This is a genomic window from Lapillicoccus sp., assembly GCF_025353065.1.
Taxonomy (GTDB): Bacteria; Actinomycetota; Actinomycetes; order Actinomycetales; family Dermatophilaceae; genus Lapillicoccus.
Window position 1 is genome coordinate 1 of sequence record NZ_JANXRJ010000137.1, and the last position, 25977, is coordinate 25977.

At 71.8% G+C, this 25977-nt stretch carries 25 protein-coding genes; 16 read left to right on the forward strand and 9 right to left on the reverse strand.

The window, feature by feature from the left end:
* Positions 1-71 precede the first annotated feature (71 nt).
* From Q0R63_RS10835 to Q0R63_RS10855, 5 genes are all read right to left on the reverse strand, one after another.
* Complete coding sequence (locus Q0R63_RS10835) at positions 72-1130, reverse strand: P1 family peptidase (protein ID WP_295697136.1); 1059 nt, start codon at positions 1128-1130, stop codon at positions 72-74.
* The gene (locus Q0R63_RS10840) at positions 1127-1516 is read right to left on the reverse strand and encodes a GNAT family N-acetyltransferase (RefSeq protein WP_295697137.1); all 390 of its coding nucleotides are present in this window, start codon (positions 1514-1516) and stop codon (positions 1127-1129) included. Before Q0R63_RS10840 ends, Q0R63_RS10835 begins: the two co-directional genes overlap by 4 nt.
* Positions 1517-1562: 46 nt before the next feature.
* Complete coding sequence (locus tag Q0R63_RS10845; protein ID WP_295697139.1) at positions 1563-1835, reverse strand: DUF3263 domain-containing protein; 273 nt, start codon at positions 1833-1835, stop codon at positions 1563-1565.
* A 161-nt stretch (positions 1836-1996) separates the two neighbouring features.
* Positions 1997-3358, reverse strand: a complete 1362-nt coding sequence (locus tag Q0R63_RS10850; protein WP_295697140.1) for an aminotransferase class V-fold PLP-dependent enzyme — start codon at positions 3356-3358, stop codon at positions 1997-1999.
* Between the two features lie 33 nt (positions 3359-3391).
* Entirely contained in the window at positions 3392-4129 is a 738-nt protein-coding gene (locus tag Q0R63_RS10855; protein ID WP_295697142.1) for an HAD-IA family hydrolase, read from the reverse strand.
* A gap of 397 nt (positions 4130-4526) precedes the next feature.
* Here Q0R63_RS10855 and Q0R63_RS10860 point away from each other — a divergent pair, with 397 nt between their 5' ends.
* From Q0R63_RS10860 to Q0R63_RS10870, 3 genes are all read left to right on the forward strand, one after another.
* Positions 4527-5204 carry a uracil-DNA glycosylase gene (locus Q0R63_RS10860; RefSeq protein ID WP_295697143.1) on the forward strand — a complete coding sequence of 226 codons (678 nt, stop codon included), beginning with the start codon at positions 4527-4529 and terminating at the stop codon, positions 5202-5204.
* A gap of 46 nt (positions 5205-5250) precedes the next feature.
* Positions 5251-6078: an SGNH/GDSL hydrolase family protein gene (locus tag Q0R63_RS10865; protein WP_295697144.1), complete on the forward strand. Its 828-nt coding sequence runs from the start codon at positions 5251-5253 to the stop codon at positions 6076-6078.
* Positions 6079-6148: 70 nt separating this feature from the next.
* Complete coding sequence (locus Q0R63_RS10870; protein ID WP_295697146.1) at positions 6149-7318, forward strand: acyl-CoA dehydrogenase family protein; 1170 nt, start codon at positions 6149-6151, stop codon at positions 7316-7318.
* 185 nt (positions 7319-7503) lie between these two features.
* Here the strand turns inward: Q0R63_RS10870 and Q0R63_RS10875 are convergent, their stop codons facing one another.
* Complete coding sequence (locus tag Q0R63_RS10875; RefSeq protein ID WP_295697147.1) at positions 7504-8472, reverse strand: hypothetical protein; 969 nt, start codon at positions 8470-8472, stop codon at positions 7504-7506.
* Positions 8473-8651: 179 nt separating this feature from the next.
* Positions 8652-8783, reverse strand: a complete 132-nt coding sequence (locus Q0R63_RS10880) for a hypothetical protein (protein WP_295697149.1) — start codon at positions 8781-8783, stop codon at positions 8652-8654.
* A gap of 189 nt (positions 8784-8972) precedes the next feature.
* On the opposite strand from Q0R63_RS10880, the gene Q0R63_RS10885 reads away from it, so the two are divergent.
* The 6 genes from Q0R63_RS10885 to Q0R63_RS10910 all read left to right on the forward strand — a co-directional run bounded on the left by Q0R63_RS10885 (position 8973) and on the right by Q0R63_RS10910 (position 12723).
* Positions 8973-9374, forward strand: coding sequence for an antitoxin (locus Q0R63_RS10885; protein WP_295697150.1), 402 nt, complete (start codon positions 8973-8975; stop codon positions 9372-9374).
* A gap of 73 nt (positions 9375-9447) precedes the next feature.
* Positions 9448-10596 (forward strand): acyl-CoA dehydrogenase family protein, encoded by a 1149-nt coding sequence (locus tag Q0R63_RS10890; RefSeq protein WP_295697152.1) that lies wholly within the window; start codon positions 9448-9450, stop codon positions 10594-10596.
* A gap of 37 nt (positions 10597-10633) precedes the next feature.
* The gene (locus Q0R63_RS10895; protein WP_295697154.1) at positions 10634-11398 is read left to right on the forward strand and encodes an SDR family NAD(P)-dependent oxidoreductase; all 765 of its coding nucleotides are present in this window, start codon (positions 10634-10636) and stop codon (positions 11396-11398) included.
* Between the two features lie 170 nt (positions 11399-11568).
* Positions 11569-11907, forward strand: a complete 339-nt coding sequence (locus Q0R63_RS10900; protein WP_295697171.1) for a DUF4234 domain-containing protein — start codon at positions 11569-11571, stop codon at positions 11905-11907.
* 149 nt (positions 11908-12056) lie between these two features.
* Positions 12057-12284, forward strand: a complete 228-nt coding sequence (locus tag Q0R63_RS10905; protein ID WP_295697156.1) for a hypothetical protein — start codon at positions 12057-12059, stop codon at positions 12282-12284.
* Entirely contained in the window at positions 12277-12723 is a 447-nt protein-coding gene (locus tag Q0R63_RS10910) for a hypothetical protein (protein ID WP_295697157.1), read from the forward strand. Before Q0R63_RS10905 ends, Q0R63_RS10910 begins: the two co-directional genes overlap by 8 nt.
* A 48-nt stretch (positions 12724-12771) precedes the next feature.
* Here Q0R63_RS10910 and Q0R63_RS10915 read toward each other — a convergent pair whose 3' ends face one another.
* Complete coding sequence (locus Q0R63_RS10915; protein WP_295697158.1) at positions 12772-14313, reverse strand: ATP-dependent DNA ligase; 1542 nt, start codon at positions 14311-14313, stop codon at positions 12772-12774.
* A gap of 186 nt (positions 14314-14499) precedes the next feature.
* Positions 14500-15429 carry a YafY family protein gene (locus tag Q0R63_RS10920; RefSeq protein WP_295697159.1) on the reverse strand — a complete coding sequence of 310 codons (930 nt, stop codon included), beginning with the start codon at positions 15427-15429 and terminating at the stop codon, positions 14500-14502.
* 313 nt (positions 15430-15742) lie between these two features.
* Between Q0R63_RS10920 and Q0R63_RS10925 the strand changes: the two genes are divergently transcribed.
* The 7 genes from Q0R63_RS10925 to Q0R63_RS10955 form a co-directional block, all read left to right on the forward strand.
* Positions 15743-16252, forward strand: coding sequence for an MFS transporter (locus Q0R63_RS10925; protein ID WP_295697161.1), 510 nt, complete (start codon positions 15743-15745; stop codon positions 16250-16252).
* Positions 16249-17028: an MFS transporter gene (locus tag Q0R63_RS10930; RefSeq protein WP_366521105.1), complete on the forward strand. Its 780-nt coding sequence runs from the start codon at positions 16249-16251 to the stop codon at positions 17026-17028. The genes Q0R63_RS10925 and Q0R63_RS10930 overlap by 4 nt, the downstream gene beginning before the upstream one ends.
* Before the next feature lie 59 nt (positions 17029-17087).
* A complete protein-coding gene (locus Q0R63_RS10935) occupies positions 17088-17960 on the forward strand; it encodes an MOSC N-terminal beta barrel domain-containing protein (RefSeq protein WP_295697165.1) in 873 nt (290 codons plus the stop codon).
* Entirely contained in the window at positions 17957-18811 is an 855-nt protein-coding gene (locus tag Q0R63_RS10940) for a prephenate dehydratase (protein WP_295697166.1), read from the forward strand. The genes Q0R63_RS10935 and Q0R63_RS10940 overlap by 4 nt, the downstream gene beginning before the upstream one ends.
* 221 nt (positions 18812-19032) lie before the next feature.
* Positions 19033-22122, forward strand: a complete 3090-nt coding sequence (locus Q0R63_RS10945) for a DUF6603 domain-containing protein (protein WP_295697167.1) — start codon at positions 19033-19035, stop codon at positions 22120-22122.
* Complete coding sequence (locus Q0R63_RS10950) at positions 22122-25649, forward strand: hypothetical protein (RefSeq protein WP_295697169.1); 3528 nt, start codon at positions 22122-22124, stop codon at positions 25647-25649. The genes Q0R63_RS10945 and Q0R63_RS10950 overlap by 1 nt, the downstream gene beginning before the upstream one ends.
* A gap of 11 nt (positions 25650-25660) precedes the next feature.
* A partial coding sequence (locus tag Q0R63_RS10955) for a hypothetical protein (RefSeq protein ID WP_295697170.1) occupies positions 25661-25977 on the forward strand: 317 nt, incomplete at its 3' end.

The window sequence follows — 25977 nt, forward strand, 5'->3', positions numbered from 1 at the left end:
CTGGTTATAGCCAGCGTCAACCCCCTTGACGCAGCGTCAACCCCCTCCCCGCAGGGGCGCCTGCGCAGGTGTCAGGACCCGAACGCCGAGGGGAAGACGTCCCGGTAGGACCGCAGCACGACTCCCCCGGTCGCCGAGCAGTCGGCGGACTCGGCCGCGAGCAGCCCTCGCCCGATGGCCCGGGTGACGCATTCTCCGGCGGCGGCCATCAGGGCGAAGAGCTCCATCAGGTCGGGCGCGGGCCGCTCGCCCGTGGCCACAGCGAAGAGGGTGTCGCCGTCGAAGAGGGTGTGCACCGGGTTGATCGCCCGGGCCATCCCGTCGTGGCCCATCCCAGCGACCTTCTGGCACTGCGCTTTCGTGAGGGTGGCGTCGGTGGCGATGATGCCGATCGTCGTCGCCATCGCCGGGCGCTGACCCTCCGCGCCGAGGGTCGCCGCATAGGCGCGCGAGGCGGTCACCTCGTCCGCGGACGGCGCCCCCACGCCGTCGAACTCCCCTCCGAGACCGTGCCGGACGGCATACAGCTCGCCGGTCCTGGGGTCGACGGGCGAGCCGGCCGAGTTGACCGCGACGAGGACGCCGACCGAGTGTCCGCTCGGCAGCACCACGCTCGCGGTGCCGATGGCCCCTTTGAAGCCGCCCGCTCTCGCGCCCGTCGCGGCCCCGACGCCCCCCATGGGCACCTCACCGCCCCGCGCCGCCGCGTATGCCGCCGCCCCGTCGGACGCCGTGGGGTGGTTGCGCCACACCCCACCGCGACCGAGGTCGAAGAGGATCGCCCCCGGCACGATCGGCACGACGGCACCGGGAACGCCCATCGGCCAGCCGATCCCGTCGTCGAGGAGCGCCTGCACGATCCCGTCGGCCGCCGCGAGCCCGAGGGCACTCCCCCCACCCAGCAGCACGGCGTGCACCCGGTCGACGAGGTTGCGCGGGTCGAGCAGGTCGGTCTCGCGGGTCCCCGGCCCGCCGCCGCGGACGTCGACGCCGGCGACGGCTCCGCCTGATGGGGTGAGGAGGACGGTCGTGCCGGTCAGCCACCCGGGCTCGCGACGGGCCGCGTGACCGACGCGGAGTCCGGCGACGTCGGTGATGGCGTTGAGCGGGCCGGGCCGGAGGTCGGTCACGGCGGGCCCGCGACGGTCAGGCCGGTGTCATGGGCCCAGGTCGTCATGGCGGTGGTGAGAGCCTCAGCGACGGCGGGATCGGCTGCTGCAGAATGGATTTCGGCACTATCAGCCGACGCGTAGAGCGTCACCACCTGCAGCCGGCGCCCGATCGCCTGCCCGGGCCACGGCAGGTCGGTGACGACCTGGGCGATGAGCACGCCGGCGTGGCTCCCGTCCTGCTCGGCGACCCACGTGGGGTGCCGCCCGGGATCCCAGGCCGCCGTGAAACGGTCGAGGAAACCCGGCTCGGTCGGGGCGCCGGCGGCCCGGGCCGACTGCAGGCGCAGCGCCGCGACGACGAGGGCGTCTGCCACCACCGCCCGGCGCACGCGTACCTCACCCATGGGGGAAGTGAACCACGCAGGGGTCGGGTCGAGAGGAGAAGCGGCGTCAGACGTTGATGCCGAGCCGGCGAGCGCTGCGGGCCCGCTGCCGGGACGCGCGCAGCCGCCGCAGCCGCTTGACGAGCATGGGGTCGGCCGCGACCGCCTCGGGCGTGTCGATGAGGGCGTTCAGCACCTGGTAGTAGCGGGTGGCGCTCATGTCGAAGAGCTCCTTGATCGCCTGCTCCTTGGCGCCCGCATACTTCCACCACTGCCGCTCGAAGGCGAGGATCTCGCGGTCCCGCTCACTGAGCTCCGCCGAGACCGGCTCGGACTGCATGTCGTGCTGCTGCTCCGCGTTCACTTCGACCCTCGTGTTCGTCTCGACCCGCCGACTGGTGGCCCGGGCCTCACTATAGGAGCAAATGACAGAGGTGTCATTCATCGGCACGCGCACCGGCCGATCGCACCGACCGACCGGTCGACCGGACCACCCGGCCCTCAGGCCATCGTGTCGAGGATCGCCGAGATGTCGTCCTCGGAGGTCAGCGGGTTGACGATGGCGAACCGCGTCACCGTCTCACCCTCGTGGGCGGTCGGCACCACGAAGGCGAACTCCTCCGCGAGCAGCCGGTCCGACCAGGCGCCGTAGTCCCGCGCCTCCCAGCCGAGCCGGCGGAAGACGATCACCGAGAGGTCGCGCTCGCGCAGCGCCTCGACGTAGGGCCTGCGGCCGATCTCCGCCTCGGCGAAACGGGCCACCTCGAGGGTCCGCTCCACCGCGTCCGCGTAGGCCTGCGTGCCGTGGACGGCCAGCGAGAACCAGAGCGGCAGCCCACGGGCCCGCCGGGTCAGGCCCACGGAGTAGTCGGTGGGGTTCCAGTCGGGGGCCTCGTTGAGGACGTCGAGGTAGGACGCCTTCTGCGTGTGGGCCGCGCGCGCCAGCGCGGGGTCGCGATAGAGCAGGGCGCAGCAGTCGAACGGCGCGAAGAGCCACTTGTGCGGGTCGACGATGAAGGAGTCGGCCTGCTCGACGCCGGCATACCGGTGACGGATCGACGGGGCCGCGAGCCCCGCCCCGCCGTAGGCGCCGTCCACGTGGAACCACACCCCGAGCTCGCGGCAGACCTCGGCGACGGACGTGAGGTCGTCGATGATCCCGAAGTTGGTCGTCCCCGAGGTGGCGACCACGGCGAAGAAGGTGTCAGGGCCGTTGTCCAGCATCGTCTTTCGCAGGTTCTCACCCGACAGTCGCCAGTGCTCGTCCATCTCGACCTGCACCAGCTCGGCGTCCATGACGTCGCACGCGGACTGGATCGACGAGTGCGCGCCATAGGTCGTCGCGACCCGCCACGGACGGACGGACGAGCCCGCCGACGACGCCCGCTCCCGCGCCGTATGCCGCGCCGCGACGAGCGCCGACAGGTTGCCGATCGTCCCCCCGTTGACGAAGACCCCGCCCGCCTCGGCGGGGAGGCCCGCCAGATCGGCGATCCACCGCAGCGTCTCGTTCTCGGCGTGGACCGCCCCCGAGCCCTCCAGCCACGAGCCGGCGTAGATGGAGGAGGCCCCCACGACGACGTCGAAGGCGGCGGCCTCCCTCGTCGGCGCGCAGGGGATGAACGACAGGTAGCGGGGGTGGTCGGTCGACAGGCAGGCAGGGGCGAGCACGTCGGCGAAGACGTCGAGGGCCCGCGCGGCGCCGAGGCCGGCAGCGGTGATCGTCGGCCCCGCGGCCTCGGTCAGCTCGGCCGCGCTCGCCGGGCCGTCGAGGGGGACGGGGTCGAGCGCCAGGCGTTCCGCGGCATACGCGAGGACGGAGTCGACCGTGGCCGAGGTGGTGTCGGGGTCGTAGCGGTGCACGCGGCGGAGTCTAGGTCTCCGGGCTGGTGCGGGTCAGTTCAAGGGCTGGTGCGGGTCAGCTCCGAGCAGGGCGATCCGCAGGTCGGCGGCGGTGTCGGCGAGGACGTCGGGGTCCGCGGCGACGAGGTCCGTCCGGGCGCCGGCCCCCCAGGACACCGCGACGGCCGACATCCCGGCGGCCCGGGCGGCCTGCGCGTCCACGACCGCGTCACCCACGTAGGCGGAGTGGGACGGGTGGGCGCCCAAGCGCTCGAGGGCGAGCAGGAGCGGGGCCGGGTGGGGCTTGTGCTCGTCGGTGTCCTCGAGGGTGACGAGGACACCGACGTGGTCCTCGAGGCCGGTGAAGTGCAGCGCCATCTCGGCAGGCACCCTCAGCTTGGAGGTCGCCGCGGCGACCTGCACCCCTGCGGACTGCAGGGCCGCGAGCATCTCGGCCACCCCGGCATACGTGCGGATGAGGCGCTCGGTGTTGGCGTGGTTCCACGCGAGATAGGTCGCATAGAGCGCGTCGGCGCGGCCGGGCCAACCGCTGCGGAAGGCGCGGATGAGCGGCTGACCGATCCAGCTGCGGATCAATGCCTCATCCTGCTCCTCCCCGAGCACCTCCCGGAAGGCGTGCTGGTAGGACGCGACGATGAGGTCGATGGTGTCGACGAGCGTGCCGTCGAGGTCGAAGACCACGACCGGCCAGCGCACGGCGGGGGAGACGCCGTCGCCGGAGGTCAGGGGTGCGGCAGGGGCGGGGTTGCCGGGAAGGGCGTCGCTCGTCACCCGGAAGACCCTAGGTGCTCGGCCTCGCGCCGGTGACATCGACAGGACCCCGATCGTTCTTGACCAAACCCTGGGAATCCCTTGAACATTTCTTTACCTTTGCTAAGGTGAGGTGAGTTCGGAGCAAGAGAGGCGACCTGGGGAGTTCGCTTTGTTGACGGCTTCGAATGCCCGGATCCGATCCGGGGCTCCAAGAGGGGGATACGTCGTGTCGTGGCGCGCTCAGTCGCGTCAGGTGACGACGCCGCTCCCGCACATGTGGCTCTGGCCAGGGTCACATCGGTGCTCGATCACGTGAACGGGGACCGACCCTAAGTGGGCGCCGCCGCCTGACCAATGCCCTCACCACCCTGGGCGGCGGCGTCTTCTGGGGGACGTGTTGGGTAAGTTGACAGGCATGCCTGCCCGTCCCCTCGAGGAGCTCGTCCACCCCTCCTGGGTCCCGGCCCTCGAGCCGGTCCGCGACACCATCGCCCGGATGGGCGCCTTCCTGCGGGAGGAGCTGGCCTCCGGCCGGGGCTACCTGCCCGAGGGCCGCTTCGTGCTGCGCGCGTTCGGCCGCCCCTTCGAGGAGGTGCGAGTCCTCATCGTCGGCCAGGACCCCTACCCGACGCCCGGTCACCCCGTCGGTCTCAGCTTCTCGGTCGCGCCGGACGTCCGCCCGGTGCCGCGGAGCCTGGCCAACATCTACACCGAGCTGACGAGCGACCTCGAGCTGCCGACGCCCACCACCGGCGACCTCAGCCCGTGGTCCGAGCGCGGGGTGCTCCTGCTCAACCGGTGCCTGACCGTCCGCCCCGGAGCGTCGGCGAGCCACCAGGGCAAGGGCTGGGAATCTGTGACGACACAAGCGATCTCGGCGCTCGCCGCCCGGGGCGGGCCGCTGGTCGCGATCCTCTGGGGACGCCAGGCGCAGACCCTCGCCAAGCAGCTCGGCTCCGTGCCGCGCGTCGAGAGCGCCCACCCGTCGCCGCTGTCCGCGAGCTCGGGGTTCTTCGGCTCGCGACCCTTCAGCCGCGCCAACGCCCTGCTCGTCGAGCAGGGTGGGTCCCCCCTCGACTGGGCCCTACCGTGACGGGGCCCACTGCGCCCGCCCCCGTCCCACCCCGGAGGAGCCGACCGTGAAGCCCGCCCCGACGACCCGCACCTGGACCCGCTACGTCGCGATCGGGGACTCGCTCACCGAGGGGATGACCGACCCCGACCCCGGTATGCCGGGTGCCTACGTCGGTTGGGCCGACCGCCTCGCGGTCGAGCTCGCGGCCCGGGCCGACGCCGAGGACAAGGAGTTCGGCTACGCCAACCTCGCGATCCGGGGCCGGTTGCTCGCCGACGTCGTCGGCCCCCAGCTGGACGCGGCCCTGGCCCTCGGACCCGACCTCGTGAGCATCATCGGGGGCGCCAACGACATCCTCCGGCCCAAGGCCGACGTCGACGCCCTCGCGGCCGACCTCGAGGCGGCGGTCGCCCGGATCCGCGCGACCGGCGCGGACGTGCTCATGGCCACCCCGGCCGACCCCTACAAGGCTCCGCTGCTGCGGGCCTTCCGCGGCCGCTGCGCCCTCTACGTCGCCTGCATCTGGAGCATCGCCCAGCGGCAGGGAGCCTTCGTCCTCGACCAGTGGGGCCAGCCGTTCCTGCGCGACTGGTCGATGTGGGCCGACGACCGCCTTCACATGAACAGCGAGGGCCACCAGCGGGTCTCGCTCGCCGCCCTGTCCAGCCTCGGCATCGAGACGGACGAAGAGGCCTGGCGGACGCCGCCGCCCCCGGCGCAGGCGGTTCCGCGGCGCGAGGCGGCGGTGGCGAACGCCCGGTGGGCGAAGGACCACGTGGGGCCGTGGGTGCAGCGGCGACTGCGCCACGAGTCGTCCGGCGACCACGTCTCGGCCAAACGTCCGCTCGTCACCCCCTTGCACGCACGCCGTGCAGACCGCACGATCGACTGAGGCCAGCTGCAGCGGCATACCGTCGCCCGCACCCCACACGCCAACCCACCCCCGCGCAGGAGCACCCGACATGTCCACGACCGACACCTTCGACCTCTACGGCATCGATGACCTCCTGACCGAGGACGAGCGCGACATCCGCGATGCGGTTCGCGCGTTCGGCGTTAAGGAGCTGCGTCCGCACGTCGCGACGTGGTTCGACGAGGCCAAGCTGCCGGCCCGCGAGCTGGCGCGGGAGCTGGGCGGCCTGGGTGTCCTGGGAATGCACCTCGAGGGCTACGGGTGCGCCGGGCTCGGCGCTGTCACCTACGGGTTGGCGTGCCTCGAGCTCGAGGCGGTCGACTCCGGCCTGCGCTCGCTGGTCTCGGTGCAGGGATCGCTGGCCATGTTCGCCATCTGGAAGTACGGGACCGAGGAGCAGAAGCAGGAGTGGCTCCCGCGGATGGCGGCCGGCGAGGCCGTCGGCTGCTTCGGTCTCACCGAGGCCGACTACGGCTCCAACCCCGGCGGCATGCGCACCATCGCCAAGCGCGACGGTGACGACTGGGTGCTCAACGGCTCCAAGCTCTGGATCACCAACGGGTCCATCGCCGACGTCGCCGTCGTCTGGGCCCGCACCGACGAGAGGATCCGCGGCTTCGTCGTCCCGACCGATACCCCCGGCTTCACCGCCAACGAGATCAAGCAGAAGCTGTCGCTGCGGGCCAGCGTCACGAGCGAGCTGGTCTTCGAGGACCTCCGGCTGCCGGGAAGCGCCCTGCTCCCCGAGGTCGCCGGTCTGCGAGGACCGTTGGGGTGCCTCGACGAGGCCCGGTTCGGCATCATCTTCGGCTCCCTCGGCGCCGCCCGGGACAGCCTCGCGACGGCGGTCGACTACAGCATCTCGCGGGAGGTCTTCGACAAGCCGCTCGCGAGCTACCAGCTGACCCAGAAGAAGATCGCCGACATGGCCGTCGAGCTCGGCAACGGCATGCTCCTCGCGCTGCACCTCGGCCGGCTGAAGGAGAAGGGCACGATCTCGAGCGACCAGATCAGCGTCGGCAAGCTCAACAACGTCCGGAAGAGCCTCGAGATCGCCCGGGAGAGCCGCACCATCCTCGGCGCGAACGGGATCTCGCTGGAGTACAGCCCGATCCGGCACGCGGCCAACCTCGAGTCCGTGCTCACCTACGAGGGCACGAGCGAGGTCCACACCCTCGTCGTCGGCAAGGCTCTGACGGGCATCAGCGCCTTCGGCTGAGCGCGCCCAACCCCTAGCGTCCGCGCGAACGGCATACCGGTGTCGCGTTGCCGCGGACGTTGTGGTCTCGTCGCGCGCAACGTCCGCATCGACGCGACACCAGGCGGAGCAAGACCTCGGCCAGGTCGGCGTGCGAGAAGAACTCCGCCCACGCCAGCGGCGTCGTGCCGTGCTTCTCGTCGAGGTCAAGGTCGGCTCCGGCCCGCTGAGGGCCCACAACCATGCTGGGCCAACAGGTCCAGCCGCGCGGTCATGACGTGCCGGGTCGCCCAGTCGCCCTGCCGGCCCATCATCTCCTCCACCGACTCGGCGTTGTCGCCGAGTCGGTCGCCCCACACACCGAGGTCCCCCGTGCCCAGGCCGTAGGCGAACAGCAGCGTCAGGTGGCTGTCGTCGGCATTGAACATCCGGTTGTAGAGCGTCTGACCGTCGTTCACGACCGCCCCGTGGTCGAGGAGCAGCCGGGCCAGCGCCTCCCCCTCGGGGTGCCGCGGCTGCTGCCCCGGACCCTGCTCGCCCTCGCCGAAGCAGCCGGTCAGCACGGTGAAAGGCGGCGGGAGGCCACCCCAGAGGTAGCCTGCGTCGACGTCGGCGCCCGCCCCGACGAGCAGGCGGGCCGTCGTCAGCGAATCCGTCTGCGGCACACGGGAGTAGGCGAGGTAGGTCAGCGCCGTCCACCGGTGCGGTCCACCCTCGGACCGGGCGAGCGCGGGGTCCCTGGCCAGGTGCGTGGCAACGGCGACCGGGTCGCCGGCCGCGGCATACACGCTGCGGATGGGCAGGTCGGGGTGCGTCGCGAGCAGGGCCGCGGCGCGCTGCCAGCGGTGCGGACCGTCGTCCGGCCCGTAGACGAGGCAGGCGAGCATGAGGAACGCGTCGAGCGGGTCCCCGTCCTCGGGCAGGGGCGTCGTCGGGTCACGACGCAGCGGTGCGGCGATCTCGAGGTAGTGCCGCAGCTTCGGCCAGCTGGCGAAGCCGTGACCCCGGGCGACGGTGTGCTGGGCGGCGGTGAGCGAGAACGTCGCCGGCTCTCGCACCCCCTGGGGGTGGTGCCGGGTCGCGAGGGCGAGCGCTTGCTCGTCCCCCTCCCGGACCGCGCGCTGCAGCCGGCGGGCGTCGCGACGGAACCGTTCGAGGTCGGGGTTGCTGGGCAAGGGAGAGGGCCATGACGGCCTCCTTTCGTCAGCCCGCGTCCGCTGCGTCGGGCCGAAAGGAGGGTCAGGCCGGAGAGGTCTCACCTGCACCAGGGGGGCTGTGCCCCTTCCCGCGGACCGGAGGCGACCTGATCGCCTGTCCGGAAAGGTAGCACCACCCGCTGAGGTATGCCGCGGTGTCACGCCGGTCGGGTCAGCAGCCACCGGTGCCCGAAGGGGTCGTGGAAGGTCGCGACCCGGCCGTGGTCGGTGTCCTCCGGTCGAGACCCGTGCGGCGGGCGACCTCGCCGATCTTGAGGTGCGGTGCTCATGGCGCGCACGCTAGGACCTCACGTCGGGGGAGGTTCACGTCCTGCGGGACCCCGGCCCGCGCCAGCTTGCTCAGGGTCGGGTCGGGGTCGGGTCCGGGTCGTTCCGGAGTGCTCGATGATCGGAACCCCAACTAGGGTCGAAGGCGTTGCACGAGCAGGACCATGACGACCACACACGAAGGAGCAGCCATGGGGTTCATCGACAAGGTGAAGCAGAAGGCCGAGGAGTACGACCTCCAAGGCAAGGCCGAGCAGTTCGCCGACGCCGTCGAGAAGACGACGAAGGACGCGGTCGAGAAGGCCGGCGAGGTCGCCCACGACAACCGGGGCAAGGTCACCAGCGGCCTCGACAAGGTCGGCAACCGGATCGACCAGCGGACCGACGGCAAGTACCACGACAAGGTCGCCAAGGCCAAGAACCAGGTCACGAAGGGCGTGGACAAGCTCGCCGAGCAGCGCGCGGACGGCGCAACGGGGAAGCCGGCCGCCGGCGAGACCCCGCCTGCTCCCCCGGCCACTCCCCCGGTCACCCCCCAGGACCTTCCGCCGACCTACCCGCAGGGTGTCCCGCCGCAGGACCGCCCGCTCTGACCGACCGGTCCCCCTCGCGCCCGGCCGCATTGCGCCCGGCGCGAGGGTGGCACCCGGCGGTTAGGCTGGGCCCATGCCCGCAGAGCGACTGCTCCCCACCGACGACTCCCAGGACCTGATCGACCTGACGCGCGAGATCTGCCGTCAGGACCTCGCCCCGCAGGTCGACGACATGGAGCGCGCGGGGACGTTCCCCGAGAAGACCTTCCGGCTGCTCGGCCAAGCCGGGTTGCTCTCCCTGCCCTACCCCGAGGAGTTCGGCGGCGGCGCCCAGCCCTACGAGGTCTATCTCCAGGTCGTGGAGGAGATCGCGTCGGTCTGGATGAGCGTGGCTGTCGGCGCCTCGGTGCACGCCCTGACCTGTTACCCGGTCGCGACCTTCGGCACCGACGAACAGCGCCAGCGGCTCCTCCCGGCGATGCTCGGGGGCGACCAGCTCGGCGCCTACTGCCTCTCCGAGCCGATGTCCGGCTCCGACGTGGGCTCGATGACCACCCGGGCGACGCGCTCCGACGACGGCGGGACCTATGCCCTGAAGGGCACCAAGGCCTGGATCTCCAATGCGGGCCACGCCGACTTCTACACGACCTTCGCCCGCACGTCCGACGACGGGGGGCGCGGCCTCTCGTGCTTCATCGTGCCCGCGCAGACCGAAGGCATCTCGTTCGGGGCGGTCGAGCGCACGATGGGCCTGCGCTGCGACCCCATCCGCCAGGTGACGTTCGAGGACGCCCGTGTCGACGCCGGGCAGCGGGTCGGTGAGGAGGGTCAGGGCATGGCCATCGCCCTGTCCGCACTCGACTCCGGCCGGCTCGGGATCGCCGCTGCCGCAACGGGACTCGCGCAGGCCGCCCTCGACCAGGCCGCGGCATACGCCAAGGAGCGGCGGCAGTTCGGTCGCGCCATCGGTGAGTTCCAGGGCCTGGCCTTCCTCCTCGCCGACATGGAGGCGGCTGTCACGAGCTCACGCGCCAGCTACCTGTATGCCGCGCGGATGCGCGACGCCGGCCGGCCCTTCTCCAAGCAGGCAGCCGTCGCCAAGCTCGTCGCGACCGACGCCGCGATGAAGGTCACGACGGACGCCGTCCAGGTGCTCGGCGGCGCCGGATACACCCAGGACTTCCCGCTCGAGCGCTACATGCGCGAGGCGAAGGTCACCCAGATCTTCGAGGGCACCAACCAGATCCAGCGGCTCGTCATCTCGCGCCAGCTGCTCGGCTGAGCCCGCGCCCCTACCCCGTCCGGAAAGCCGAATTGCCGTGCAGATCAACGACTCCACCGTCGCCGTCGTCACCGGAGGAGCCTCCGGGCTGGGTAAGGCGACGACCCGCAGACTCGTCGCCGACGGCGCGAAGGTCATCATCCTCGACCTCGACTCGTCGCCGGGGGCCGACCTCGCGGCCGAGCTGGGCCGCGCGGTGACCTTCATGCCGACCGACGTGCGCGACCAGGACCAGGTCCAGGCTGCCATCGACGTCGCCACCGCCCAGGGCGAGCTGCGGATCGCGGTGACCTGCGCCGGCGTCGGGACACCCGGCCGCGTCGTCGGCAGGAACGGACCCCACCCGCTGGACGTCTTCCGACGGGTCGTCGAGGTCAACCTCATCGGCACCTTCAACGTCCTGCGCCTCGCTGCCGCAGCAATGCTCAGCAACGAGCCGAGGCAGGGTGACCGCGGCGTCGTCGTCATGACGGCGAGCATCGCGGCCTACGACGGCCAGATCGGCCAGGCGGCGTATGCCGCGAGCAAGGGCGGCGTCGTCGGCCTCACCCTCTCGGCCGCGCGCGACCTCGCCGACAAGAGCATCCGGGTCGTCACCATCGCCCCCGGCACCTTCATGACCCCGATGCTCGCCGGGCTCCCGCCGGAGGCGACCGCGGCCCTCGAGGCGGGCGTCCCCCACCCCTCCCGGCTCGGGCGGCCGGACGAGTTCGCCTCTCTCGTCAGACATGTCATCGACAACGGCATGCTCAACGGCGAGGTCATCCGCCTCGACGGCGCCCTCCGGATGCCCCCGCGCTGACCGCTCGCTCTTCACAGCTCGCCGCCCGGCGATCCCTGCAGACCGCAGACCCCTCAGACCCCGCAGATCACTCGGAGAGGCACCCGATGTCGATGCAGAACCCGATGTCCACGACCGGCCGAGCGATGAAGCGTCGCAACGTCGTTGCCGTGTGACTCGGCCTTCCCTTCATCACGCTCGGGTTCTACCTGTTCGTCTGGTGGTACAAGATCAATGCCGAGATGGGCCGGCTCGACCGGCGCAACCCGGTCAGCGCCGGGACATCCCTGCTCGCTGTGACGCTCGGGGCCTTCCTCGTCGTCCCTCCCTACATCAGCGTCTACAACACGGGCAAGCGCATCGCGGACCGGCAGCGGACCGCGGGACTCGGGTCGTCCTGCTCCCCGGTCATCGGTATCGTCCTCTGCTTCTTCTTCGGGCTCTGCACGCCCTACTACCAGTCCGAGCTCAACAAGATCAACGACCACTACGCGGTCGAGGCCGGTACGTTGGTAGCCCTCGCGTTCTGACCACGGGGAGGCCGACAGGTCCAGTGCGGTTCGTGCGGGCCCGGCATAGTCTCGTCGAGCCGACGCGAACGGCGACGCCGCTCTCCGGCCAAAGGGAGCCTCGTCGGACCGGTCCCGGTTACCCATCACCGAAACACAGGAGCTTTTTCATGGCCACCACCGAAACCACCTCGTTCTCCGACCTCGGCCGCGACATGTGGTCCTACCTCACCGGCAAGGAGGCCACCATCGACTACACGTTCATCAACATGGCGATCGATGTCCCCCGGTCTGCCGGCGAGGACACCGCCACCGCGACCTGGAAGCTCAACGGCACGCTGCGCATCACGACGTCCGACAAGGACAACCGCGGCGCGGCCAAGCCGGCCGGTGCCTGACCAGACGTCGACTCGTCTCGCCGTCGTCGCCGACCTCACGATCGAGGTCGGCGACGCGCGCGGGTCGACGACAGCCCATCTGACCAGCACGTCGGAGCAGCAGGACGGTCTCGGCGGTCTGGTGCTCGACGTTCCGGATCCGGTCGTGCTGCTCCGGTGCGTTCCGGGCCGTGGGCTTCGACGCGAGCTGCCGGCGTCACTGCCCGTCGACCAGATCGTGGATCTGCCCGTGCTGCTCACCTCGCGGGGCCGCGACATCGGGCGCGTGCAGATCTCGTCCGCCGGACGCGTCCAGCTCCGGCCCTACTGGTCGGGCGTGCCCACCGTCATCCGGACGGCAGGCTCCTACGGCGCGGGACGCGTCGGGACCCGAGGCCTGGTCGCCGCCGTCGCCCTCCTCGCCGGGCTGTTCGGCGCCCGCTGGTGGCGCCGCCGCTGAGTTCTCCGGCCGCGGAGCAACGTCACCGCCGACCTCCTCGGTCACGGGCTAGCGGACGAGCGCCCGCAGCGTCTGGATCGTGTCGGCGTCCTGCGGGCTCTTGTCCTCGCGGTAGCGCTTGACCCGGGCAAAGCGCAGGGCGATGCCGCCGGGGTAGCGGGTCGAGCTCTGGACGCCGTCGATGGCGATCTCGACGACGATCAGCGGCTCGAGCCACACCGTCTGCGCCGTGCGCCGCAGCTCGATCTGCTGGAAGCGCTCGGTCTGCCAGCGCAGCAGCTCGTCGGTGAGGCCCTTGAAGGTCTTGCCGACCATGACCCAGGCGCCCGGGTCGCCGAACTCGCCGGTGGCGTCTAGCGCTCCGAGGTGGAGGTTGGACAGCCACCCGGTGCGGCGCCCGGATCCCCACTCGCAGGCCAGCACGACGAGGTCGAAGGTGTGCACGGGCTTGACCTTGACCCAGCTCTTGCCGCGGCGGCCGGCGGCATACGGCGCGTCGATGCCCTTGACCACGATGCCCTCGTGTCCAGCCGCGAGCGCCTGACGTGAGACCCGCTCTGCGACAGCGGGATCGGCTGTCACCTCGCCCTGTATGCGGTAGTCCCCCACGACCTGCGCGAGGACCTCGAGCCGCGTCGACAGCGGCTCGTCGATGAGATCGCGGCCATCGAGGTGGAGGACGTCGAAGAACCACGGACGCAGCAGCGCCTCGCGGGGTGCGTCAGCGCCGAAGCGCGACATGGTCTCCTGGAAGGGCCGCGGTCCGCCGTCCTCGTCGAGCGAGAGCGTCTCGCCGTCGAGGATGAGGTCGCGGGCCGGGAAGCCGCGGACGACCTCGACGACCTCCGGCACCCGGTGGGTGATGTCGGCGAGGCTGCGGGTGAACACCCGCACCACGTCGCCCTGCCGATGGACCTGGATGCGCGCGCCGTCGAGCTTCCACTCGACGGAGGCGGTGCTCTGGCCGGTCACCCCGTCCGCCACCACGTCCAGCGCGGCGGTCGGGTCGGCAGCCGTCGAGGCGAGCATCGGCATGACCGGCGTCCCGACGACGAGACCGACGGCCTCGAGATCGGCCGGGGTTCCCGTGAGGGCGAGCCGGGCTGTGGCGCCGAGGTCGCCCGACAGCATGACGGCCCGGCGGACGAGGGCGCCGGGGGCGTCGGCCGCGCGGGCGATGCCGTCGACCAGGATCCCTTCGAGGGCGCCCGTGCGCATCTCGCCGATGAGCACCCTCGCGATGAAGTCCTGCTCGGCCTCGGTCGCCCGGGCCGTGACCGCGCGCAGCGCGGAGGTCCGGGACGCCGAAGACCCCGCCCCGGAGGTCGTGAGCAGCGTGTCGAGGAGGGCGTCGACGTCGGCCACGGTGAGAGTCGGTTCGGTCGCGGGCGACCCCATCACCGACGAGAGGCCGCGCCAGCCGACGCCCACCCGTCCCTGCCGCGCCTTGCCGACGAGGAAGCCCACCGCCGGGGCGATCTCGTCCTCGGGGAGCCGGCGCAGCAGGTCGGCCAGCGCCTCGACCTTCGCCAGCCGCGACCGCGTCGCCGTGACGGTGGCCGCGGTCTCCACCACCTCGTGCAGCAGCATCCCGACATCATCGCACCCAGCCCCACCGCACGCCCGCCCCCCCTCCCGCCCCCCCTCCCGGATTGGGGTACGAACGCGTCTTCAAAAGACGCGTCGTCGATGACGCGGTTTCACCCCAATCTGGGGGAGGGGGCGGTGGGGGCGGTCAGGTCGTTGCGGCCGCGAAGAGGGCGGCCCAGCCGGTCATCAGCTCCCGGACCGCGTCGGGCGCCGACTCGAGGACGAAGGGCTCACCGACCATCCCGAGCCCGAAGAGAGGAGCCAGCTCGCGTCCGAGCCCTGCATCCGCAGTCGGCAGGACGTGTCGTCCACCGCCGTGACCGTGCCCCAACGGCCGATGCGCGCGGCGACACGGTCGGCCGACACGGCATACCGGGCTATGACGACGTGCTCGGTCTCGTTGCGCGACAGTCCCTTTCGCACGAACTCACCCGCATCCCCGCCCGGTATGCCGCGGGGCCGGAACCGCGCGCGCGTGCCGACGGGCGACTGCAGGCGGTCCAGCCGGAACGAGCGCCAGTCCTGGCGCTCGAGGTCATAGGCGACGAGGTACCAGCGGCGCCCGACCGTCACGAGCCGGTGCGGCTCGACGTGGCGGGCGAGCTCCGCCCCCGCGGCCACGCCACCCCGGGCCGTGTAGGCGAAGCGCAGCCGCTCGGCGTCCCGGATCGTCTGGGCGATCGTCGCCAGGACCTCCGCGTCGACCGAAGGCGCGGGCGCGAAGGGGGTGTCGTCGGTGACCGCGCGCAGCGCCTCGGCCCGGCGTCGCAGCCGCGGAGGCAGCACCTGGACGATCTTGGTCAGCGCGCTGACCGACGCGTCGGCCATCGCCCCGGAACCGTTGTGGGCCGCGCCGCCGAGCGCCACGACCATCGCGATCGCCTCGTCCTCCTCCACGGTGAGGGGCGGCATGGGGGCGCCGGCCCCCAGCTGGTAGCCGCCCTCGGACCCCCGCAGCGCGTCGACGGGATAGCCGAGCTCACGCAGCCGGTCGATGTCGCGGCGCAGCGTCCGCTCCGAGACCTCGAGCCGGACCGCCAGCTCGGGACCCGGCCAGAAGCGGTGCGTCTGCAGCAGGGAGAGCAGACACAGCGTCCGGGAGCTGGTGTTGGCCATAGAAGAAATACTGCCTCACCATCCGGTCAGGAAGTGGCCTGTTGCCTTCCTAACGTCGTTCTCACGAGCGTTGCTCACATCGACCGCAGCGCAACGAAACCCTCGAGGAGAACGCGATGAGCACGACCGCCAAACCCCAGGACACCGCCCCACCCGCCCTCACCCGCGGCCCCCTGCCCGTCGGACGGGCCCGCACGATCGCCCTCTTCAGCCTCTTCCTCGCCTCGAGCATGGAGCTGCTCGACACGACCATCGTCAACGTCGCGCTCCCGACCATCGAGTCGCGCCTGCAGCCACCGTCGAGCTGCAGTGGATGGTCGCGGCCTACCCTCTCGCCTTCGCGATCGCCCTCATCACCGGCTCCCGGCTCGGCGACCTCCTCGGCCGCAAACGGCTCTTCGTCGGCGGGCTCGTCGGCTTCACGCTGATGTCGGCGGCGTGCGGACTCGCGCCCACTGCAGCGGCGCTCGTCACCTTCCGGGCCCTGCAGGGCCTGGCCGCCGCAGCGATGATCCCGCAGGTGCTCAGCAGCATCCAGGTCATGTACGCCCCCGCGGAACGCGCGAGGGCGATCGCCCTGTTCACCGGGCTGGCCGGCATCACCGCGGTCCTCGGGCCGGTCCTCGGCGCGGTGCTCACCGACGCCGACATCGCCGGCACGGGCTGGCGGGCGATCTTCCTCGTCAACGTCCCGGTCGGTCTCGTCGCCGTCGCCGCCGCCCTCCGCTGGGTGCCCGACTCGGTGTCGGCGCGCCGCCCCGGCCTCGACCTGCGGGGGTCATCACGCTGGCCGTCGGTCTGCTCGCCGTCCTCTATCCCCTGACGATGGGTCGCGAGCTCGGCTGGCCCGTCTGGGTGTATGCCGAGATCGCGGCCGGCATGCTCCTCCTCATCCTCTTCGTCCGGGCCCAGCACCGCACCGAGCGCTCCGGTCGCGAGCCGCTGGTCGCCCTCAGCCTCTACCGCGCACGGTCGTTCGCGGCCGGCTCGGCGGTGCACGGCCTGCTGTTCGTCGCGATGGGGGCGACGTTCCTCTGCCAGACCGTCTACCTCCAGGCCGGACTCGGCTGGACGGTCCTGCACGCCGGCCTCGCGGGCGTCCCGTTCGCCGTCTCGACATCGGTCTTCGCCGGTGTCGGCGTCGCCGTCCTCGCTCCGCGGATCGGCCGTCGCGTCCTCCAGCTCGGCGCGGTGGTCTGGGCGGTCGGGGCGGTCGTGCTGATCCTCACCGTGGAGGGCGCGAGCGCCTCCACCTCGACCTGGGCCTTCATCCCGGGCTTCGTGATCGCCGGCGCCGGCTTCGGCCTGATGGTCGCGCCGATCGGCATGTTCACCATCACCGACGTGCCCGTGGAGCACGCGGGCTCGGCCTCGGGTCTCATCAACACGACCGGCCAGCTCGGCGGCGCGATCGGCGTCGCGGTCATCGGCACCGTCTTCTTCTCGCTCGTCGACTTGCACGCTCCCGCCGTCCCGAGCGCGATGTTCGGGCCCGCCTTCCAGGTCGCCCTCGGGGCGCTCGTCGCCCTGATGGTCGTCGCCGCGGTGGCCGCGCAGCACCTCCCGGCCCACGTGGTGGCGGAGCCGACCGCGGGCTGAGCCCCGCGGCATACCGGCCGAGGGCACGGCGGGGTCCGCAGCCGTGGCACGATCGGGCGGTGCACGTCACCGAGCTCCACCTCTACCCCGTCAAGTCCCTCGGCGGACTCCCGCTCGAGCGAGCCTCCGTCGAACCCTGGGGCCTCGCCGGTGACCGCCGCTGGGCCCTCGTCGACGACACCGGCGACGTCGTGACCGCCCGGCGGGTCCACGAGCTGCTCCGGCTGACGGCCGAGGTCGTCGACGAGGAGACGATCCGGATCACCGACCGGGCCGACGACGGGAGCATCCTCGTCGACACCCCGCTGGGGCTCGGACCGGTGCCCATCGACCTGTCGCGGCTGCCCTTCGCCTCGCCCGCCGACGAGGACGTCAACGGCTGGCTCAGCGCCCGCGTCGGCACCCGTGTGCGGCTGGTCTGGCAGGAGGACCCGACGGCACGCACCATCTCCGGCGCCCACGGCGGTATGCCGGGTGACCACGTCTCCATGGCCGACACCGGGCCGCTGCTGCTGGCCTCGGAGGCTTCGATGGCGCAGCTCAACGAGTGGATCGCCGCGGACTCCGACACCCCGGACCTGCCGGACCTCGACCCCGACGACCTGAGCGACACCACCGGTGAGATCCGCACAGAACCGTTGCTCATCAACCGTTTCCGGCCCAACGTCGTCATCGACGGCGATGTGCCGTTCGCCGAGGACAGCTGGCCGACGGTGCGGATCGGCGACGTCGACTTCCGCACGACGGAGCTGTGCGACCGCTGCGTCATGACGACCATCGACCCCCTCACCCTGGCCGGCGGCAAGGAGCCGATCCGGACGCTCGCCCGGCACCGGCGGTGGGACGGCAGGACGTGGTTCGGCATCCGGCTCGTGCCCCTCACCCCCGGGCAGATCGAGGTCGGGGACGTCGTGACGGGGATGGCCCCATGAGCCCGGCACCCGGCCGGATCGCCTACCAGGGCGAGCCCGGCGCGAACTCCCACCAGGTGTGCCTGAAGCACTACCCCGACTGGGAGACGCTCCCCTGCGCCTCCTTCGAGGACGTGTTCGCTGCGGTCGAGGGGGGTGAGGCCGACCTGGCGATGATCCCCATCGACAACTCCATCGCCGGGCGGGTGGCCGACATCCACCACTTCCTGCCGGACTCCGGTCTCCACATCATCGCCGAGCACTTCCTGCGAATCCGGTTCAGCCTGATGGCGATCCCCGGCGCGACGTTGGACACCATCACGACCGCCCGCAGCCACGTGCACGCACTCGGCCAGTGCCGCAAGGTGATCCGCGAGCTCGGGCTCGTCCCGATGATCTCGGGGGACACCGCTGGCGCCGCGCGCGAGGTGGCCGAGGCCGGCGACCTGACCCAGGCGGCCATCTCGCCACCCCTGGCGGCGCCGATCTACGGCCTGGTGATCCTCCGTGACGACGTCGAGGACGAGGACCACAACACCACCCGGTTCGTCGTGCTGTCCCGCACGCCGCAGCCGGCACCGGCGGGACACGGTCCCGTCGTGACGTCGTTCGTCTTCAACGTCCGCAACCTGCCGGCCGCCCTCTACAAGGCCCTCGGCGGCTTCGCGACCAACGGCGTCAACATGACCAAGCTCGAGAGCTACATGGTCGACGGGACCTTCACCGGCGCCACCCAGTTCCTCGCCGAGGTGGACGGACACCCGGACGACGTCGACGTCGCCCGTGCCCTCGAGGAGCTCTCCTTCTTCACCACCGAGGTGAAGATGATGGGCGTCTACCCCGCCGACCCGTTCCGCTCCCAACCGCGCTGATCCTGCTCTTCGGACCGGTTCGTCGGAACTAGTGACACCGGGGTCCCGGAGTCCTACAGTCGGACTCGTCTTCGTCGCCCGGAGGCAGGGGTGGGGCGCGCTACGCGGAGCCTCGTGCGTATCAGCGCGCCGCTCCGCGTGTCCTTACTGACACCAGTGCTCAGTTCGCTACCGGCACGATCTCCGTGCCGCTACCTCCGGGTCCAGCAGAAGGCTGATCGATGACGGATGTCGCTACGGGTTTCCTGCAGGCCGTCTCCGCGTTCGGGGCCACCCGACTCGGGCGGGCGTCGTCGACGACCTACCACGACTCCGGCTCGCTCCTCGACTCCCTCGGTGACGGGATCCCCAACACCGTCAAACCGGCATACGACAAGCTCAAGGCGGACTTATCCGCCGACGCCGACCTCGTCAAGCCGATCAAGAAGGCGATCGACAGCCAGATCACCCTGATCGGCAAGATGGCCAGCGAGTCGATCACCGACGCCCGGACCGCCGCCTTCACCAGCGCGGAGGCGGGCCGGATCGCCGTCCGCATCGGCACCGCGCTGATCGCGATCGACGAGGCCGTCACCATCGTCGCCAGCGAGCTCTCCAAGGACCAGAACGGCACCGTCGTGCCAGCCACCCGCGAGGCCCTCCTCGGCATCTGGAACCCGTGGGTGCAGCCGTTCAGAGATCTCGCCGACGGCGCGGGCAAGCTCCTCGACTCGCTCGGGAAGCAGGTCCTGGGCATCGACGGCGCGACGAAGGGGCTCGGCGACGCCCTGACCTTCGACCGGGCGACCTTCCGGCTGGCGGCCAAGCTGACCGGCACCGGCGAGCGCGACTTCGGCGTGCTGCGGCTCGACGAGACGAGCCTCGAGGCGTTCCTCGGCTTCAACCGGGTCCAGTTCCTCAATCCCACGGACGCCCAGAAGGGCGACCTCGTCGAGCGTGACGGCACGTGGTGGCAGGCCGACCAGGCCGTCTTCGGCGTCCGGCTCTACGTCACCATCCGACCCGGGCTCCAGGGCGACCCGCTCCTCAAGGCGATCATGCCGGGGTCGAGCGACCCGAAGCCGATCAAGCCGACCGCCCTCACCCTCGACTCGGCGAACGGGTTCTCCCTCGGCGACGGCCAAGGCGCCGGTAACGAAAAGCTCGTGCTACCAGTCCAGTTCAACTTCCCCGCGGTCGAGATCCGCGAGGTGGCCCTCGGCATCGTCCGCAACGCCCAGCACGAGATGAGCGGTCTCGAGCTGACGACGATCATCGCCGCCAAGCTCGGCGGCGCGGTCGGGATGCAGGTCGGCGGCGCCGGGGCAACCATCGCCCTCGACGGCCAGCCCCCGGGGAGCGCGATCTTCCCGATGGCGGTCTCGCCGCGCTGGCCGGACCAGATCGGGTTGCGCATCAAGGCCGGTCCGATCACCGGCGGGGGCTTCCTCGAGCGCAGGACCCGCACCTACGGCACCGGCGCCTCGGCCGTCCAGCTCGTCGAGTTCGGTGGCGTCATCCAGCTCGAGATCCTCAAGGTCGGGGTCTACGCCATCGGCATCCTCAGCCCCGACCCCTTCTCCATGGTCCTCGTCATGGGGGTCCACTTCCCGGTCGCCATCGAGCTCAGCTTCGGCTTCACCTTCAACGGGATCGGCGGCATCCTCGCGATCAACCGCAGGATCGACACCACCGAGCTGGTCTCGGGCATCCGGAGCCACTTCGTCGACAGCCTGCTCTTCCCCGACGACCCCGTCTCCGCGGCTCCCACCCTCCTGGACAAGCTGGCCAAGGTCTTCCCCCCGCAGCCGGGCGGCTTCGTGGTCGGGCCGATCATCGAGCTCGGGTGGGGGTCCCAGGCCAAGATCGTCGAGGCCAAGCTCGGGATCGTCCTCGCGCTGCCCGACCCCAAGCTCATCATCCTCGGCGCGGTCCGCGTCCGAGCCCCCTCCAAGATGACGCCGCTGACCGACCTGCGGTGCGAGGTCTACGGCGAGATCTCCGCCGAGCACCTCCTGATCATCGCCTCGCTGCGGGACTCCAAGATCGCCGGCTACACCGTCTCCGGCGACCTCGGCCTGCTCATCCAGTGGGGAGGAGGAGGCGCGTTCGCCCTCTCGGTCGGCGGCTTCCACCCGCGCTACACCGCCATCCCGCCCGAGCTCCAGGGCCTCCAGCGGCTGACCATCGACATGTCGCCGCCGGCCATCCTCAAGATCGTCATCAAGGCCTACTTCGCGGTCACCGCCGGCGCGATCATGGCGGGGATCCGCGGCGACCTCAATGCCGACGTGGGCGTCGCCAGCGCTCACGCCTGGCTCCAGCTCGACATGATCTTCTACTGGGTCCCCCGCTTCGGCTTCTCCGTCGACCTCGAGCTCGGCATCTCCATCGAGGTCTTCGGGTGCAGCTTCGCCGAGATCGGCCTCAAGGGCACGCTCTCGGGCACGACGCCGTGGTTCGTCGAGGGCACGGCCACCGTCGATGTGTGGTTCCTGCCGACCTTCCACTTCCACCTCGGCCCGATCAGCTGGGGCGCCGCCGCGGTCGACGCCGGGCCGGCGGTGAGCCCCCTGGCGCTCGTCGCCGAGGCGCTCAACGACCCGGACGCGTGGAAGGCGGTCATGCCGCTGGACGGCGACCTGCTCGTCAGCCTCGGCAACGCCGACGCCAGCGGGCTCCTCGCGCACCCGCTCTCCGCGCTCGAGATCACCCAGTCCCGGGTCCCGCTCGAGACCCACCTCGACCGGATCGGCTCCAGCGGGGTCAGCGCGCACCGGGTCAACCTGGGGCTCGCGAGGACCAGCGCCGGCCCGGCAGCGGCCGTCTCGACGGTCACGGCGCCCTTCGCCCCCGGTCAGTTCCTCGCGCTGGAGGGCGAGGCACTGCTCGCGCGGTCGGGCTTCGACGACCTGCCGAGCGGGTGCCGCGTCTCGGCCGCGACGACCCCCGTGTTCGGCGACCCGGTCGCGGACCGTCACGAGAAGAACGTGACCATGCTGACCTACTACCGGGGTGACGAGGCGCCACTCCCGCGGCGCTTCAGCCCCCTCCTGTATGCCGAGGTGCTGGTCGAGCACTCCCTCACCGGCCGTAGTCTCGCGCAGCGCGACAACCCTTACCTGCCGCGCACGGCGAAGGTCAACCCGCACTCGGGCGACAAGGTCTCCGTCCTCCCGGCCGGCAGCGCGACCGTGCGGGCCGTCGACGACAACGGGCTCGTCCTCGCCGACCTCGGTGTCCTCGGTGGCACCGAGGCCGGATGGGTCGCCGACACGGTCAACGCCGCCGGCGTCGGCCACCTCACCGCCGTCTCCGTGGGAGTGATCTGATGGTCGACTTCGCCGACGTGCCCGCGATCCGCGGGGCCAGGCTCTCCGACCTCGCCGAGCACGTGCGTGACGTGCTCGCCGTGGACCTCAGCGACGAGAACGACTACTCCGTCGGCAAGCTCGTCCTCGAGGCCTACGACTTCGTCCCCTACGCCCTCACCGGGATGGCCGTCGCCGCCACGCGCCCGACGGGGTCCGGCGTCCGCGCGACGACGACCGTCACGCTGCCCATCTCCGACGACCAGGGCGGCGCGGCCGAGGCCAGGCGGGACGTCACCCTGCGCGGCCCGGGCGACGTCCTCGGCATCGACCCGGGTCAGATCGTGCGGCGTTTCCCGCCGCCCGGGAGCACCAACTCGGAGGAGACCTTCTACGCCCACATCGAGTTCGACCGACCCGAGCTGCCCTGGGCCTTCAGCGCCACCGACCGCGACCGTCGGATGCGGCCGTGGATCGCCCTCGTGGTGTTCGAGGCGAGCGAGATCCAGTGGGAGCCCATGACGGCCGGCCTGCAGCCGATCGCCACCGTGCCGGGCGGGGCCCTCCCGCCGCTGGACCAGGCCTGGGCGTGGGCGCACGCCCAGGCCACCTCGGGCTCGGCCGACCTCAGCGCACGTCTCTCCACGGCATACGCACCGGTGAACGTGTCGCGCCTGCTCGCCGCCCGCGTCCTCACCCAGCTGACGAGCTATGTCGCCTGCCTCGTGCCCACGACGGACGTCGGGCGACGAGCCGGCCTCGGCGAGACCGGGGGGACCCTCGACCCCGCCTGGAGCGGGCAGGAGGGCACCGTCCGGCTCCCGGTCTACGACCACTGGGAGTTCCGTACGGCGCCCGACGGCGACTTCGCCCGCCTCGCCCGGCGGCTGCAAGGTCTCCCTGCGCCGTGGGAGATCGGGCGCCGCACGATGGACACCTCGCGCCCGGGCGAGCCCCTCACCGACCTCGATCCGGACGAGGCTGGCCGTCGTCAGACCATCCGCTGTGCGCTCTACTCTCCCAGCGACCCTCCCGCTGGAGCACCGCTCGACACCGTCACCTGGAGCGACGGCCGGACGGCCGACCTCCGGACCGCGATCGAGCGCGCCGCGATCGTCGAGGGCACCGGCGGCACGGACCCCCAGGGCATCCCCGACCTGCCCATCGTCGGACCCCGCGTCTACGCCAGGGGTCAGCGGGGGCAGGGCACGGTGCCCCCCGGCGACTGGTTCGCCGACCTCAACCTCACCGTGACCAACCGCGTCGTCGCCGGACTCGGCACCCGGGTCGTCGGGAAGGACCAGGAGCCACTCATGCAGGCGGCCTGGGCGCAGGTCGGCGACATCGACCGCGCCAACCGGGCCCTGCTGCTCGCGCAGGTGGCACGGCACGTCGCCGAGTCGCTGCACGCCCGACTCGCCCTCGTCGACAGCGGCCGCTTCCTCCAGGTGAGCAGGCCCGCGGCCGCGCGCACGCGGCTCGACGGGGTCGGTCTCACCCTGGCCGGCCAGACCAGCCGGAGCGCGACGCCGACCGCCGCCCTCACCGGGGCCTTCCGTCGCACGGCGCGGGTGACGGGTCCGCTGTCCCGGCGCCTGACCGGAGTCGAACGGCTCTCGGTCGCCACCCTCGTCAGCGTCGGCGACACGGCCCGCAACTGGAGCCGCCCGTATGCCGTGCCCGACGGCATCGGCGGCCTGTCCGCCCTCGCCCGCGCCGGCCTCGACCCCACGGTGGTCGCCCGCTCGCTGGGCCTCGACGTCAGCAGCGCCATGTCGAGTGTCGCAGCGGCGTCGACCCGGCTCCAGGGGGGCATGACGCTCGCCACCGCCGTGCGGACGCCCAGCGCCTGGGCGACTCAGGCACCGGGCCTCTCCGTCGGGCAGGCGGTCGCCTCGAAGGTGACCGCGACCGTGCTCAGCCGGATCCCCGCCGACACGACGAGCGACGTCGTGGGCAGCCGATTCCTCGGCGGTCTCGCCGCCGGGCTGGCCGTGAGCAGGGTCGCCGGGACCGAGGCGATGGTCCAGGTCGCCGTCGGCATCGACAAGGTCGTCATCGACGTCACCAACCGGATCGGGCAGGTGTCCCAGTCCGGCTCCAGCGGGCCGGCCGGTCATGTCGGTGGGGTCGGCCCCGTCTTCCACGGCCCGGTCGTGTCGGGCCCCGTCCTGTCCGGGCCCGTCCTGTCCGGTCCGGTGTTCTCCGGCCCGGTGTTCTCCGGTCCAGTCCTCGCCGGCCCAGTCCACTCGAGCCCAGTCCTCTCCAGCCCAGTTCGGTCCGGGCCCGTTCTCCAGGGCGCGGCGGTCGGGGGTGTCGTCCAGCGGCCGGTGGTTGACGAGATGCTGCGCACGGGCGCGGCCTGGCGGGCGGCGACGCTGACCCCGAGCCTCAGCGGCACCCTCGCGGGTGGGCTCCTCGGGACCATCCGGCGGGTCCCTCCCGACGTCTTCCTGCCCGCGGGCGCCAGTCCCCCGCCGCTGACCGACGCCGCCCGGATCGACCGGCTGATCACCCCCCAGGGCACCCAGCTGGCGACCTGGCTCGAGCGCGCCGTGACCGTGACCAACGACGAGATCCGTGGCCAGATGGCCCAGCTCGTCGCCGACATCGGGGTGCTCCAGCTCGCCGTGACCCCGGCGCTCAGTGCCCTCAGCGTGACGAGGGACGAGGTGCTGCACCGTCTTCAGCCCGCGCGCACCGTGGTGGACGCGATCCGTGGACGGCTGTCCACCGGGGGGTTCGTGCCGGCCGACTGGTTCGACAGCACGCTCATCCGGCCGATCATGGCAGCGCCCCGCTTCGACCGACCGATGTACAAGGCGCTCGACGACTACGACCGCGACTGGCTCGTGCCCGGGCTCGACCGGCTCGACGCCGACGAGCTCGTGACCCTGCTGTCGACCAACGACGTCTTCACCGAGGCCTTCCTCGTCGGTCTCAGCGACGAGATGGGCCGCGAGCTGCTCTGGCGCGGCTATCCCACCGACTCACGCGGCACCTACTTCCACCGATTCTGGACGCCGGCGAGCGACGAGCTGCGCGAACCCATCCACCGGTTCTCGCCCGGACACCTCGGCAGCCACGTGTCCATCGGGCCCGACGTGAAGTCGGGGAGGGCGGTCGTGGTCGTCCGCGGCGAGATCGTCCGGCGCTACCCCGACCTCACGGTCATGGCGCTCCACGAGACCGACCCCGGCCTGCGTGACAACGGTCGACCGATCCTGCCCGAGGCACCCACCGGCATGCCGGACGCAGCGCCCCTCCTCTTCACCGCCTTCCTCGAGCCCGACATCATGCTCGCCGGCCTCGACATCACGACCGAGACGCTGAAGCAACCCGGCTGGTGGATCGTCATCAGCGAGCACCCCCAGTCCACCCGGTTCCGCCGCCCGACGAGCGAGGACCTGGCCGCCCACGAGGTGCGCTTCTCCGCGCCCCCACCCGTGGCCGGGGTCGGCGACACCACGAGCGGCGCGACCGTCGCCGCCGACCGGCTCGAGTCCCCCGTCCGCGTCGCGTTCGACGCCGGCGAGTTCCTGCCCTGAGGAGGAGAGACATGACGGAGCAGATATCCCCACAGGTCGTCCAGGCCCGGGCCTCGGTGGCCCAGCTGGCCGCGGAGCGAGACCGGCTGATCACGCTGAGCCACGGGACGGGCGTGGTCGACCGGGTCGGGCTGAGCCGCCTCGACGCCCAGATCGGCGTGCTCCTCGACGGTGTCCTCCAGCTCGTCGACCCCTGCGACGCGAGCCCGTCCGAGCCGCTCGTCCTCCTCCCCGTGCGCCTGGAGACCCGCTTCGGCACGGTCGGCGGACAGACCACGCTGCGGGTGCGGATTTACCCCGACGAGATCCACGTCGACTCGCTCATCCG

Bases quoted from the DNA above. Each gene is read 5' to 3' on its own strand.
- Q0R63_RS10840 (WP_295697137.1), bottom strand. From the start codon at position 1,516: ATGGGTGAGGTACGCGTGCGCCGGGCGGTGGTGGCAGACGCCCTCGTC.
- Q0R63_RS10845 (WP_295697139.1), bottom strand. From the start codon at position 1,835: ATGCAGTCCGAGCCGGTCTCGGCGGAGCTCAGTGAGCGGGACCGCGAG.
- Q0R63_RS10860 (WP_295697143.1), top strand. From the start codon at position 4,527: ATGCCTGCCCGTCCCCTCGAGGAGCTCGTCCACCCCTCCTGGGTCCCG.
- Q0R63_RS10870 (WP_295697146.1), top strand. From the start codon at position 6,149: ATGTCCACGACCGACACCTTCGACCTCTACGGCATCGATGACCTCCTG.
- Q0R63_RS10880 (WP_295697149.1), bottom strand. From the start codon at position 8,783: ATGAGCACCGCACCTCAAGATCGGCGAGGTCGCCCGCCGCACGGGTCT.
- Q0R63_RS10885 (WP_295697150.1), top strand. From the start codon at position 8,973: ATGGGGTTCATCGACAAGGTGAAGCAGAAGGCCGAGGAGTACGACCTC.
- Q0R63_RS10890 (WP_295697152.1), top strand. From the start codon at position 9,448: ATGCCCGCAGAGCGACTGCTCCCCACCGACGACTCCCAGGACCTGATC.
- Q0R63_RS10905 (WP_295697156.1), top strand. From the start codon at position 12,057: ATGGCCACCACCGAAACCACCTCGTTCTCCGACCTCGGCCGCGACATG.
- Q0R63_RS10915 (WP_295697158.1), bottom strand. From the start codon at position 14,313: ATGCTGCTGCACGAGGTGGTGGAGACCGCGGCCACCGTCACGGCGACG.
- Q0R63_RS10920 (WP_295697159.1), bottom strand. From the start codon at position 15,429: ATGGCCAACACCAGCTCCCGGACGCTGTGTCTGCTCTCCCTGCTGCAG.
- Q0R63_RS10925 (WP_295697161.1), top strand. From the start codon at position 15,743: ATGGTCGCGGCCTACCCTCTCGCCTTCGCGATCGCCCTCATCACCGGC.
- Q0R63_RS10940 (WP_295697166.1), top strand. From the start codon at position 17,957: ATGAGCCCGGCACCCGGCCGGATCGCCTACCAGGGCGAGCCCGGCGCG.
- Q0R63_RS10945 (WP_295697167.1), top strand. From the start codon at position 19,033: ATGACGGATGTCGCTACGGGTTTCCTGCAGGCCGTCTCCGCGTTCGGG.
- Q0R63_RS10950 (WP_295697169.1), top strand. From the start codon at position 22,122: ATGGTCGACTTCGCCGACGTGCCCGCGATCCGCGGGGCCAGGCTCTCC.